This window comes from Pseudomonas sp. AB39(2026), from assembly GCF_059831485.1.
Genome location: NZ_CP195212.1, coordinates 1,112,135 through 1,124,807 on the forward strand (window position 1 = coordinate 1,112,135; position 12,673 = coordinate 1,124,807).

Here is a 12,673-nt window from a genome sequence, read left to right on the forward strand (position 1 = left end):
TTCGTTTTCACAGCCTTTTGCTGGCCGTACATTCTTTAAGCCAGAACATGAGGTTTCTCACACACCAGCCGCGACAGAAACGCCACCTCGCCTTGAGGGTACATCTGTGGCACAGCCTGCCAGGCATGTTGGGGCTACTGGAACCTCTTTAGCCGCGCGCGCGTACGGCAGACGCCCAAATCAAATTGGAAGCGTTTCGGGCAGGGCGAGCACTGAGCGAAGCCGACCGTGAACGCTTCGATGGCGTGCGTAGCACTGTTGATCATGCTTACAACCGCTGGCGCACCGCGTCAGAAGATGTGGATCTACCTGCCTTCGACGATGATGTCGCCAATCGAATCATCGAGTTGACTGAGCACGGTTACACGGGCAACCGCTTGGAAACACTGGAACAGAAGGGCAAGAAACTGGATGAGTGGGCTGATGCGACTGTAGGAGCGGCCAAGTCCACGCCTTTTGCCATAGCAAGCGCACTAACCGACTTGGTGCCTGCCCTCAGTGGCGGCGCTCTAGTGACAGACACCTTTACCAAGGGTTACATCGTAGGTAGCATCAGCGCGATCTTCGACACGGCCGGTGGTGAAGCCTTAAGCCGGGCAATACACGATGCCTACTGGTTACGTATCAACAAAGCGGACCAAACCCCTTCGCTCAGTTATGACCCAGAAGCCAATAAGGTGCATATCGTTCACCACCAAGGTGAAATGTCCACAGCCATGCAAAAGGCCGTGGAGAACCTTGATGCCGAGATTGGCTTGGGCAAAAAGGTAGGCCAGGCCGCTTTGTCCTTCCAAATCAGCTATACCGCGCGCAACGTGGCCCGCATCTTCATATCCCCGCTTGCATCGCTTGTGCTAAGTGAAGCCACCGTGTCCAAGATTGACACAGGCGTGGCGGCTGCTGGCGGCATGATGGCGGGCGCCGGTGCCTACCTGGGGCTAGGCCATTTTGCCCATAAAAACGGGATAGCCGATTTTTCAGCGCTTTTAAGCCGACGTGACTTCATTGACCGCCTGGATCAGTTGGAGAAGACCAGCCTGAACCATCAGGCCAAAAATGCCTTGGTACGGGCCTCGAAAGTACCGATCGACATCATGACCGATGGCACTAGCGCTTTGCAGGCGGTATTCGCTCTGGAAAACCTGCTGGCCGGAGCCGTCCCATTAGCAGGTGGCATCGCCTCGATCTTTATTACCAAGACCAAGCTCGCCACGTCTCTTGCGCTTCAAAACTATTCGACGGCGAGCAGGCTGGCGCTGACTCAACTAGGGGGGGCTGTGGTTATGTTACCGGTACTGGGGCTGTGGCCAGCGGCCTCCATTATCACTAACCATTACAAGAAGCCGGCGGCTGACGTGATCCACAAGCGGTTCCACCAACAACCTGTAGGTGTCAGCGGGTCCGGGGTGGTCGACTTTGGGGCGGGAGAGCTATCTGGCCCGCGCGCCAAAGGGGCAGTGCCGCGTACTGCCATGAAACAGCAACGCAGAGACGCTGTGGCGTTACCTCCCCAGCTAAGCCGGCGTTCATTCGAGTTATTGCCACGCGAAGAGGTATAGGCTCATGCCTTAAAGCAAGACGCTGACCCGCCTGGAACGCTTATGTGTTGTCTATCCAGAGCTGGGTCAGCCTAATAGACGGGCTGCCTCCATGGCTGCCGCAATGCGCGCGGCAGGTAAGGCCCGTTAAAGGCCTAGGTCGCTCAAGCCAGGGTGGTCATCCGGCCGCCGCCCCAACGGCCAGTGGTACTTGCGCTCGGCCTCGGTGATCGGCAGGTCGTTGATGCATGCAAAGCGCCGCTGCATAAGCCCGTTAGCGGCGAACTCCCAATTCTCGTTACCGTACGAGCGGAACCAGTTGCCCGAGTCATCATGCCATTCGTAGGCATACCGCACGGCAATACGGTTGTCCGTAAACGCCCACAGCTCCTTGATCAGCCGGTAGTCCAGTTCCTTGCGCCACTTGCGCTCAAGGAAGGCTTGAGCTTCGGCACGGCCGTTGACGAACTCGCTACGGTTGCGCCAGTAGGTATCTGGCGTGTAGGCCAGGGCTACCTTGGCGGCATCCCGTGAATTCCACCCGTCCTCGGCGCCTCGCACTTTCTGGAGCGCGGTTTCCCGAGTGAAGGGTGGCAACGGCATGCGTTTTTCTTCTGTCATGTCTAGGCCTCAGAATGGCTTGTACGGCAGGAATTTGCCGTCCAGGGTGATCACGGCACGCGCCCCGCCTTCCGGGTCTTCGACCTTCTTGATATCGAGCTTGAAATTGATCGCGCTGATGATGCCGTCGCCAAATTCTTCATGCACCAGGGCTTTAAGGGTGGTGCCATACACCTGAATCATTTCGTGAAAGCGGTAAATGGTGGGGTCACTGGAAACGTCTTCAGCCTTACTACGCATCGGTATGCTTTGCAGTTGGCCCACAGCATCGGCGCCTAACCCAAGCCGCTCTACCACTACTTCGGCAACGGCGTGCGGCAAAGGATGCTTGCCGAGTAAAGCGGCGGTCACGTAGACCACGCTCAACCCCGTGCCCTCGGCCAGCGAAGCCCACGTAAGGTTTTTCGCAACCTTGGCTTGCAAAACGTGTTGGGTAAGGGTGTCGCGTGGTGAACTGGAGCTATCGCTGTGGGGCATGTCCATTCTCCTAGGCTATGTACGAAATATTCTGACACTCGGTGATGCTGCGTTGAGCACAGCATCATGCTTGCGCTTTATAATAGCCAGGACTCATTTGTGATGATCTCCATAACCTGACCTTATGGTGAAACGGTGCTGTTACGTCATGTCCGATACTTGCTGGCTATCGCCGAACACGGCTATTTCACCCGTGCTGCCGAAGCGCTGCATGTCTCCCAGCCTGCCCTTTCACAACAGGTTCGGCAGCTGGAAAGCAATTTGGGCGTAATGCTCTTTGATCGGAGTGGGCGAACCATTGTGCCCACCGATGCAGGGCGCGTGTACCTGGAGCACGCGCGCCGTGCTCTTATGGAGCTGGACGCCGGCAGCCGTGCGATGCTGGATGTCAACGACCTGTCCAAGGGCCAGCTGCGCCTGGGCGTGACGCCAACCTTCAGCGAATACCTGGTAGCGCCTTTGATTGACCGCTTGGGTGAGCCTCCCGCTAGCTTCCAATGACCTGCCACCCTTGCGATTTGCCTTGTTGGCAAAGGGCTTCGCCACGCGCACGTTGATAGATGCCTGGTGCCAGGCGCTGGCGTTCAAACCGCAGGTTATGCTGCAAGCCGATTCCATTGCCATCGTGCTTAAGGTGGTCAAGCAAGGCCGCCTGGTGACCATTCTTCCTGAGGCAATAGTGCGTCATCAAACCGGTTTGCGCACTATGGCTACTCTCCCACCGCTTCCAAGCCGCGCCGTGGCGCTGTTACGCAGAAAAGGCGCCTACCAAAGCACGGCTGCGGTGGCCTTTGCGAAACTGCTTGATGAATGGGTGACGCCTGGGGAAAGCCCACCCCGACGGTAACGTTTCACCTGGAGGGTTTATCCATCAGCTCAAGCAAGTCGTAAGCCGCATCCACCCGTGCAGCAATGGGATAATTGCGGTTGGCCAATATCACCACGGCGACCCGGCGTGTTGGTACAAACAGCGCATAGGCCCCGAAGCCATTGGTAGAGCCTGTCTTGTTGAACAAGCGAGCGTGGTGCGTTGATACCGGCGATGGCAGCCAGTCGACCCGATGGGGTTCCAGTGCCATGGCAGGCGTGTTGCCGGCGAGCAACGTGGCCTTGGGGAGCGGGTAATCATAGCTTTCCCATCCCAGGCCTTGCGTCATAGGGCCACTGCGATAATACCCCTGTTGGGCGATGAGCATCGCTTGGGCCAGAGGCATTGGCAACGCGCCTGGGTCGAGGTTGGCTTCTACAAAGCTCAGCAGGTCACCTGCGGTGGTCTTGATGCCATACGCCTGTTCGGAATAGACGCCGGGGTTCACGCGCAGGGGTTCATCCTGTTTGCCGTGCCCCCAGGCGTAATGGCTTTGGGCGGCTGCTGGCACTTGAAGGTAGGTGTGCTCCAGCTTCAATGGCGTGAGCACCCTGCGTTGCAACGCCTGAGCATAGGGCGCGTTCAAACGTTGTGCAGCGAAGGCACCAAACAGGCCGATGCTGGCGTTGGAATAGAGCCGCTGGCTTCCAATAGGGAACCGTGGCTGGAACCCCTTGTAGAACGCAATGGCCTGGCGCTCGTCATCAATGCCCTGAGGAAACTGCAAGGGGAGCCCGCCAGCGCTGTAGGTGGCCAATTGGAGTAATGTAGCGCCGCCAATAGGGCTGCCTGCCAAGGCGGTGTTTACCTGCGCTGTCGGCGCCTGCAGTTGCAGGTGGCCTGTCACCGTGGCATAGGCACCCAGCGTAGCGGCGTAGGTTTTACTCAGGGAGCCAATTTCAAACAGGGTGTTGGCATCCACGGGCTGGCCGCTGCGGCGGTCGGCTACACCGAAGTAATAAAACCGGCGGGCGGTTCCCGGCCCGCTGAGACCTATGGCGAGCCCCGGCAGGTCTTGAGCCTTGATGAGGGCGCGAGCGATCGCTGTGACCTGGGTGTCGATGCCCGGCGTGCCCTCGCTGGCACCCGCAGTTAGCGGCACAAGCAGCATAAGCTTAACTAGCAGAAAGCGGTTCATGAACAGAGGATTCCAAAGGTTTCAGGCCGCCGTACTGAGGCGCTTTCAGGGGTACTGCAGCACGGCCTTCAACCTATCCAGGTTGTGCTCGACCCAGCTCCGGTCGATGGCGCCCCAGTCACGGATTCGGTAGCAGCCGCTGTGATTGCGCGCCCCTTGGGCCTGCTCGAATTCACACACAATATCCAGCTCTGCCAGGGCGGCCAAGGTGTCCTGGGCGGTGCGCCTCGGCATACCCGTTACCTCTGTGAGCGCAGGGATGCTGCTCGCCATGCCACTGTCGATCAGATAAGCCACGTACAGGCGGCGATAGAAACTGGTGCGGGTTTTACTGGCATCCATGGGCAACGTCCGGTCAGGTGGCGAGGTCACGCCAGGTAAGGTAGACCCGCAGGTCGAATTCCAGCTGGTGGTAGCCAGGCTGCATGTGTTCACAGAGCTGATAGAACGCCTTGTTGTGGTCGGATTCCTTCAGGTGCGCCAGCTCATGCACCACAATCATTTTCAGAAACTGTGGTGCGGCCTCCTTGAACAAGGCGGCAATACGAATTTCTTTCTTGGCCTTCAGCTTGCCGCCCTGAACACGGGAGATGGCCGTGTTCAGCCCAAGGGCGCGATGGGTGAGGTCCAGACGGTTATCGAACAGCACCTTGTCAGGACTCGGCGCGTTGCGCAGGTACGCCTGTTTGATGTCTAGCACATAGCCATACAACGCCTTGTCGCTTTGTACCCCATGCCGTTCGGGATAGCGCTGTTGCAGGTAATCACCCAGGCGTTGCTGGTCGATCAGCTGGCGCACCTGGGCTTGCAGGGCGGCGGGATAGGCTTGCAGGTATTTAAGCGGGGGCATGGCGGCAACGGGGCTTGAAATGGCAGGTGCTAGTGTATCCCAGGTGTTCACACGGCCCTAGCCAAAGTGGCGTAGGCGGCTCTGGGCTGCCCACGCAAAGCCTTACACTACTGAACAACATGCACTCAACAATCGCACGCCACCCCAGTGCCGGAAGTGCGCCCACTGTCGCTGTCATGTGCCAATGGGAGCCCTTCGTCCAGCCAGCCGGTCACGCCGCCGATCATTTCCTTCACCGCGTAACCCAGCTGTGCCAAGCGCACGGCGGCCTTGTGTACGCCATTGCAATGGGGCCCGGCGCAGTACACCACAAACAGCGTGTCGCCCGGGAACGCGGACAGGCGCTCGGCCGTAAGGGTTTGGGTAGGCAGGTTGATAGCCCCCGGCACGTGCCCCGCCGCAAAGGCTGCAGGGTTGCGCACATCGACCAGCACGTAATCAATGTCGCCCGCCTGCTGGCTGTGGTAGACATCCGAGCAATCGCTTTCAAAGCGTAAACGGTCGTTGAAGTGTACGTAGGCTTCAGCCGGTGAGGCGGCAAGGGTTTGCGAAATCAGGCTAGGCATTGTGGGGCGTTCCTTGGGCATGGATGTGGCGTTACCTTAGCGCTGTGGCATGCCGTGAGGCATAGGCCCACTGGACATTAACCGGTAGTTTCACGCCAACAGGCTTTACCTAGGGCGGCGGCACACGGGACGTGCTCTGCCGCCGCCTCACAGACAGCCCAACGGCTAAACGTTGTGCTCAGCCGTCATTGCCTTATGAAAGCGCCCGCGCAGGCGAGTGGCTTCCAGCTCCGTTTCCAGTAGCATGCCACGCAGGTCCCGGTAGCGTGTGGGCGCCTCGTCGAGCAGATGATGGGCCAATGCGCGATGGCGCTGCTCCAGCGGTACAGGTGCCTCGTCATACGGCTTGCCCATTTGCACCGCAATGAAGCGCCCAATCCGCTCACTGCGCTGGTCTTCATTTCCCGGTTGTTCGAGGCTGTAGCGCAAGTGAGTGAGCTGCCGGTACAGCAGGTCGTCCTGCTCCAGGTCCTTGTCCAAACCGACCAGCACATCGCGTAGTTTTCGACCATCTTCCAGCGACAGCCCCCCCTCCCCCTGCACCTTGACGGCAGCATAGGTGCGCAGTTTGATGTCCAGCCGCTTTTGCACCATGGCCAAGTGCGGGTCGAGCATGGTCTTCATCATGTTCTCTGGCTCGCCGGCCTCGTTCTGGGCAAACCACTGCGCCACATGGGTTTTACTGAGCGCGGTGCGCTGAGCGTTCCAGGTGTCCCGGCTTGCCTGAGTTGCACGTTTAACGCTACCGCTCGCCAATGAGCTGCCAAACGCTTTGGCCGCTGACAGCCTGGCAGCGGTGTTTTCCCTGCGCTGGGTAAGCTGGGCTTTGATGCGCTCACGTTTGCCGGGCTTTTCCCCACGCTTTTCCCGTGTAGCTTCGGTATCGGCGGTGTAGGTATAGCGGCCAGTGAAGCGCTTACCGGTTTCCCCAGCAATACGCTCAAGCAGGTCCTGGCGGCAGGCTTCGCGGTGGTAGAGGTGTTGGTGGAAATCGGTCCGCAGCTCCAGGCCTGCCAGCGGCCCGGACTGGGCATCGTTCAGGCATAGCAGGTCCGCGCTGGCCAGAAAGTGGCGGTCCAGCTCCAGGTCGTCTTTCTTGAAATACCCTTCATAGCGGTGATGGCGGCCGTGCCCGGATAGAAACTGGTGGGAGCTGGCCCCCATCATTGCCCCACCCACGGCCCCCAAAGCGATGACTGTGCCAAGCGTAGCGGGTTCGGCCAGGGCCACCGCGCCGGCCCCAACGGCCGCTACCATGCCCACCTTGGCCAGGGTGCCGGCCGTGTAAATGCCGCTGCCAGCCAGAAAACCTTTATTCCAGTCTCGGTAGTTGTCGTAGAAGCGCTGGTGCTGGTTGAGCTTTTGTTCGAGAAAGTCGCCGTAGTGCTTCAGTGGTCCTGTGCGCTGTGCTTCACTCAGGCCCTGATGGGCGGAGAGTGTTTCCTCCCTTTCAGCCCTGAATGCTTTGGCCTTGGCCGCTGACTTGTGCACCATGTAAGCGCCCAGGCCCACGGCGCTGCCGGCGGCCAGCGGACCAAGCGCAAAGGTTCCGGCAATGCCGGCGGCAGCAGTGGCCGCTGCTGGCCCTGCGGCACCACTGGTTGCGATGAACGCCGACTTAGCCCCGGTTTCCAGCCCTACCTTGGCGGCGATGGCTGCGCCGGAGGACAGCGAAAACACACCCACCTTCCCACCATCGGCGTTTTGCTGCCGCGAGAAAGCCAGTGCGTCCAATTGCTGTTCCACCTGCAAACGCTGAATGCCTTCCGGCCCTTGCACCCCCTCACTGTGCACAGGCTTGAGTTGATCTAGGCGTTCAAGCAACTGCGCCTTGAGCTTACCCAAACGCTTGTGCTCATGGCGTGCGCCGTGAATTTCTTCCACACCGGCTTTCATGGCCAGCAGTGAAAACGGCAACAGTGCCCCGCCGACACTGACGCCCATGGCGAAATCGGCTACGCCATGTGGAGTGCCCTGCTCTTTGACCCATTCCAATGGGGCATGAGCCAGGGCCTGTGCCTCTTCACTGAATTGCTTGGCCACTTCCTGGCCACCCCCCTTCATGGCCTGTACCAGGTAACTGATCGCGGCATAAAGCCCATGGATGGCCTCGTCCACGTCCACCACAATGGCGCCGCCACCATGGTCATGGCCGTGGCTGTGACCTTCCTCATGCACATGGGCCGCAGGGGCCGCGGCCTGCGGGCCCTTCCACACGGCGTGCAAATCGTCTGCGCCTCGCAGAACGCTCTCGCATGCCCCACGAAGCGGCCAATCCCGAGGCGCTTGTTCAAGCAGCCGGTGAATGTCCTCAGCCAAGATAACGCTGCGATTAAGGGCATCAAGCCCTTCTTCCACTAGGGGCTGCTGCCCGCAGGCCCTGGTCGCAGCGTTTACAGGGCGAGGGCGTTGAAGGTCGGCCCGGCGAGCATTGATCAATTTGCCCAAAGCGAAGGCCAACTGTCGCGAGTGAAGGTTGCGTGCCCATTCCTCACCCAAGGCGGTGCCCAAGTGGGCCCCACGGGTGGTAAAGCCTCGCACCTGATCGAAGGTGGCCTCGCCAGTGTGGGCAACGCCCGAGCTGGTGGTGGCTTCGAGGGTGAGCTGGGGGGCTTGGTCAGGGCGGTCGATATGGTGGTTGAGCCGCTGAATGAAGTCGGTATTTGAGGTGAGGCGCATGGCAGAGAACTCCAGCCAACAGGGGCATGAGATGCAGTTAGCGAACACCTCTGTGTTGTTACTATATAACATATAGTTCCATTACTTTTTTGCAGGGGCCTAGCCGAGCACGCCTGGAACACTTGTGCTAAAGCTGTACTCAGCCGAGTGGGAACCAACTTCTAAATGCCGACCACACACCCTGCGCAAACGGTAACAATTCTCATTAATAAGTAGAAGGTATCCGTTGTGCACGTGGTTTTGCCTATTTTCTCTAGGCCATTCAGGACGACACATGAGCATCAAAGCCATCAACCACCTGCTTCACTCGCTGGGCCAGCGTGACCGCGTCGGCAATCTTGCCTTAGGCAACAACGGCTGTGCCGGCATGGCCCTGGCAGACGGCACGTCCCTTTATTTCGAATGGTGCGAGCCGCAGCAAGCCCTTCACCTGTACACGCCCTTGAGCAGCCACGGGCGACTGGGCGCTACCAGTGTGGACGAAGCAAAACTGTACCGGGCCTTGCTGAGCTTGAATTGCCTCTCACCGGGCCCTGTTGTAGCCATGCATCCCCAACACGCACAGGTCTATCTCCAGATGCGGTTTTCAGCCCAAGAGCTGGACACAGAAACCCTCGATGCTGCCATCAATGAATTGACGGCCTGCCGTAATAGCGCGCGTCAGCACTTGGCGAGCCAAGGCATGCGGCTGTGACAACAGTATTGATTCAAGGAGATGCATTTTGACGTACACCTTCAACCTGGCACGCCTCGTACGTACCCAACCTACCGTGGTCAATGACCCTGAGCTAGGCCATCCACTCATAGGCGCACGTGCCGAACCCAGCCAGCCTATCGGCCAGGCCAGCCGCACTCACCGGCAGGCAGCGCCCTCTTCCAGGCTAGGTGCTCAGTTGATAACGGGCAGTATTCAACGCCTAAGCGACGCCGCCGCAGGCGTGGGCCAATGGCTACCAATGATGGGGCGACAGCACGCGCGCTCCTATCGCCCGGTAGGTGGCGAAGCGGGCGATCTCGAGCTGGCTGAACGCCCTGCTACACCGGCACAGGCCGCCGCCAGCTACGGCGAGCTGGATCATGCGCTCAAACAAGACGTGGATGACGTGCTGGCCAACAGCTTCAACTGGCACAAAGCCGGAACCGAAACCGGCAAGGCCCTTACCCGAGGCGCCGTAGCTGGCGTGGCTGTGTACGGTGCCTACACCGCAGTAGATGCCCTTATCCAGGCCAAGGCGCCTAGCGACCAGCAGGGCACTGCGCGGGGCCTGACCGCCATGGGCATGCTCACGCCGGTGTACCAGGAAGGCAAGGAGCTGCTCAATGGCGTGCGCGAGGCCGTCACCACCAAGGCTAAGCTCAGCTACCCTGAAGCCCTGGAAAAAACCCACCTACGGCGACAGGCGCAGAATGCGGCCTACCTCAAGACACTGCCCGAACACATCCAGACGAGTTGCCGCAAGATCGACATCTTCTTGCTACAGGCCTTCGCCGCCGCCAAAAAAGGCGACAAGGTCAATTACGGGCTGATCCGAGGCATGATGCATTGGCGGCAGGACTTCATGATTGGCCGGCCTATGAAGACCCAGGAGGTCCAGGCGGTCAAGACCGATGCAGGGCGGGCCGACCTGCTGGCACGCATGCAGCACCAGCTGAACCGTTACCCCCCGGAACTGCGCGACAAGCTCAGCGGCTTTACCTTGGGTATTGCTGCGCGCTCCCTGGAGCGTGAGCTGCCCACCGAATACACGGCCGACGCAGGCTTCAACGTGCTTACCCTTAAAGACAGCGACGACTGGCACCGCTGGGCCGAAGTACCTTCGGTGAACAAGCAGATGATGATGTTGGCCGGCGCACCCGGCACGGGCAAAAGCCGCTATGCCGAGCATGTGCTGCCCGAACTTCTAGGCCTGCCGGTGCAAAGCCTGGTGATGCCAGACAAACAGGCCGGGGGCATCAATGCCCTGATGGCCAAGGAATGGTCCGCCTTGGAGCAAGACGAATTCGTGACCGCCGACACCGATGCCATGGGCAAGATCGGTCTGCTCCTCAACCGTGCCAACTGCACCAACCCGATCCTGTTGCTGGACGAAGCCGACCTTGACGACATGGACGGCATCAAACGCCTCACAGACCCTAGCCGAAAGCAACTGGAAGCCATCGCCCTCGAAACCCTGCTGGATTTTTCCAACGTCACCATCCTGATGGGCACCAATGCGCTGCGCCGTGGTGCCAATACGCCCGTGGACGGCGGCGCTGGCGAACTGGAGCCGGCACTGGCCGACCGCCTGGAGATGGCTGTGTTCGAGGGCACCGATGCCCTCACCAAACGCGAAGCGGCCATAGGCGCCTACCACGGCTGGGCAGGGATGTATTGCTTGCCGGTCAAAGGCGGGGATGGTGCCCTGCTGGACCGTGATCAGCAAAACCGCCTACAGGGGTTGTTCAAGGGCTGCCTGGATTACATCGTTGAGTCGCACCACAACAAAGCAAAGATCCCTGGTGCGCGGATGCAGGTACCCGTGGCGTCCGTGGTCAACTTTATTGCGTGGCGCCTGATGGGCGAGAAACATGGGCAGATGCCACCGCTACAGCCCGACCAGATCCGCACCTACATCGACCAGTTCTACAGTTTGCGCATGAGCGGCCCACGGCAGCAGCCTGTTGCTGATCAGGACCTGGAAACGGTCGCAGAATCCTCACAGATGGCCGAGCAACGGGCAGCTTTGGTGCGCGATCAAGCCCAGCATTAAGCACGGCTGCCATGAGCCATTAAAACCACAGCCAGGGAGCAGATGTGTTGCCTGCCGCAACGCTCAGCTTCCTGGCCTTACAGGCCTTCTCCTCTCCTCTAGCTCCCGCACACTTACCTCTCCCTTTTCGACCGGCGGCCCGCCCTCATCTCGCACTTGCCTTACGCCTGGTGTAGATTTCGAAATATCGTTTCATAAATACAAAAACCGCCGCGAGACAGCGGCTTCAGGAAGGCCAATGAGCTTCTTTCCCGCCCCGCCCATCACTGAAACAACGGTGTTCACACGGCTACCGGACCGTTACCGCCAGCCTCGCCAAACACGCTGGGCTGATGCCAACCGCCAAGGGCGGATTATCGATTCGTTTCTGGAAGGCCCGTCTTTTGACCGGGACGGCAACCTGTATGTCACCGACATCCCCTATGGGCGGATCTTCAGAATCAGCCCATCAGGCGATTGGGATTTGGTCTGCCAGTACGACGGCTGGCCCAACGGTTTGAAAATCCACCGCGACGGCCGGATTTTCATTACTGATTACAAGCGCGGCATCATGGTGCTGGATGCGCGCAGCGGTGAAATCAGGCCGTACCTGGAGTCGGCAGGCTCAGAAGGCTTCAAGGGTGTAAACGACCTGGTATTTTCCCCAGCAGGCGACCTGTACTTCACCGACCAAGGGCAAACCGGCCTACAGGATCCCTCCGGGCGGGTGTACAAATTGGACAGCGGCGGCACCCTCACCTGCCTGCTCAACAACGTACCCAGCCCCAATGGCATTGTGTTCGACCCCGCGCTCAACCATCTGCTGATCGCCGTCACACGGGCCCAGCAGGTGTGGCGCATTCCCTTGGGCAATGGCTCGATCATCGGCAAGGTGGGCCTGTTCGCCCAGTTGCATGGTGGGCTGGGCGGCCCCGATGGCCTGGCCTTGGATGCAGACAGCAACCTGTACGTAGCCCATACCGGTTTCGGGTCCGTTTGGCGGCTTTCAAAGGTAGCCGAGCCTCTTGCCAGGCTCGTGTCATGCGAGGGCATCAGCAACACCAACCTGGCCTTTGGCGGCCCTGGCCATTCCACCCTTTACATCACCGAATCCGAATCCGGTTCGATATTGAAGGCACCTGCCCCTGTCGCGGGCCTACCGATGTTCTCCCACAGCTGATGCTCCCTCACAGCTGACGCCCCGTGT

General features: G+C 59.7%; 11 protein-coding genes and 1 pseudogene. 5 read left to right on the forward strand and 7 right to left on the reverse strand.

The window, feature by feature from the left end:
- Positions 1-185: 185 nt before the first annotated feature.
- On the forward strand, positions 186-1,559 hold the full coding sequence (locus ACSAMW_RS04835; RefSeq protein WP_500592920.1) for a hypothetical protein: 1,374 nt from the start codon (positions 186-188) through the stop codon (positions 1,557-1,559).
- A 126-nt stretch (positions 1,560-1,685) separates the two neighbouring features.
- Here the strand turns inward: ACSAMW_RS04835 and ACSAMW_RS04840 are convergent, their stop codons facing one another.
- Together ACSAMW_RS04840 and cynS are read right to left on the reverse strand one after the other, a co-directional pair.
- Positions 1,686-2,159 (reverse strand): nuclear transport factor 2 family protein, encoded by a 474-nt coding sequence (locus ACSAMW_RS04840; RefSeq protein ID WP_500592921.1) that lies wholly within the window; start codon positions 2,157-2,159, stop codon positions 1,686-1,688.
- Positions 2,160-2,168: 9 nt separating this feature from the next.
- On the reverse strand, positions 2,169-2,636 hold the full coding sequence (gene cynS / locus ACSAMW_RS04845) for a cyanase (protein ID WP_500592922.1): 468 nt from the start codon (positions 2,634-2,636) through the stop codon (positions 2,169-2,171).
- Positions 2,637-2,771: 135 nt separating this feature from the next.
- Between cynS and ACSAMW_RS04850 the strand changes: the two are divergent.
- Positions 2,772-3,483 (forward strand): annotated as a pseudogene (locus tag ACSAMW_RS04850) (LysR family transcriptional regulator).
- A gap of 4 nt (positions 3,484-3,487) precedes the next feature.
- Here ACSAMW_RS04850 and ampC read toward each other — a convergent pair.
- From ampC to ACSAMW_RS04875, 5 genes are all read right to left on the reverse strand, one after another.
- Positions 3,488-4,642, reverse strand: a complete 1,155-nt coding sequence (gene ampC, locus ACSAMW_RS04855; protein WP_500592923.1) for a class C beta-lactamase — start codon at positions 4,640-4,642, stop codon at positions 3,488-3,490.
- Positions 4,643-4,687: 45 nt separating this feature from the next.
- The gene (locus ACSAMW_RS04860; protein ID WP_500592924.1) at positions 4,688-4,984 is read right to left on the reverse strand and encodes a winged helix-turn-helix domain-containing protein; all 297 of its coding nucleotides are present in this window, start codon (positions 4,982-4,984) and stop codon (positions 4,688-4,690) included.
- A gap of 13 nt (positions 4,985-4,997) precedes the next feature.
- Positions 4,998-5,492, reverse strand: coding sequence for a M48 metallopeptidase family protein (locus tag ACSAMW_RS04865; protein WP_500592925.1), 495 nt, complete (start codon positions 5,490-5,492; stop codon positions 4,998-5,000).
- Between the two features lie 125 nt (positions 5,493-5,617).
- A complete protein-coding gene (locus ACSAMW_RS04870; protein ID WP_500592926.1) occupies positions 5,618-6,058 on the reverse strand; it encodes a rhodanese-like domain-containing protein in 441 nt (146 codons plus the stop codon).
- Between the two features lie 165 nt (positions 6,059-6,223).
- Entirely contained in the window at positions 6,224-8,737 is a 2,514-nt protein-coding gene (locus tag ACSAMW_RS04875) for a hypothetical protein (RefSeq protein ID WP_500592927.1), read from the reverse strand.
- A 274-nt stretch (positions 8,738-9,011) separates the two neighbouring features.
- Between ACSAMW_RS04875 and ACSAMW_RS04880 the strand changes: the two genes are divergently transcribed.
- The 3 genes from ACSAMW_RS04880 to ACSAMW_RS04890 all read left to right on the forward strand — a co-directional run bounded on the left by ACSAMW_RS04880 (position 9,012) and on the right by ACSAMW_RS04890 (position 12,646).
- Complete coding sequence (locus tag ACSAMW_RS04880) at positions 9,012-9,431, forward strand: type III secretion system chaperone (protein WP_500592928.1); 420 nt, start codon at positions 9,012-9,014, stop codon at positions 9,429-9,431.
- A gap of 28 nt (positions 9,432-9,459) precedes the next feature.
- Positions 9,460-11,487 carry a hypothetical protein gene (locus tag ACSAMW_RS04885; RefSeq protein WP_500592929.1) on the forward strand — a complete coding sequence of 676 codons (2,028 nt, stop codon included), beginning with the start codon at positions 9,460-9,462 and terminating at the stop codon, positions 11,485-11,487.
- Positions 11,488-11,725: 238 nt separating this feature from the next.
- A complete protein-coding gene (locus tag ACSAMW_RS04890; RefSeq protein ID WP_500592930.1) occupies positions 11,726-12,646 on the forward strand; it encodes an SMP-30/gluconolactonase/LRE family protein in 921 nt (306 codons plus the stop codon).
- The last annotated feature ends 27 nt before the right edge of the window (positions 12,647-12,673 follow it).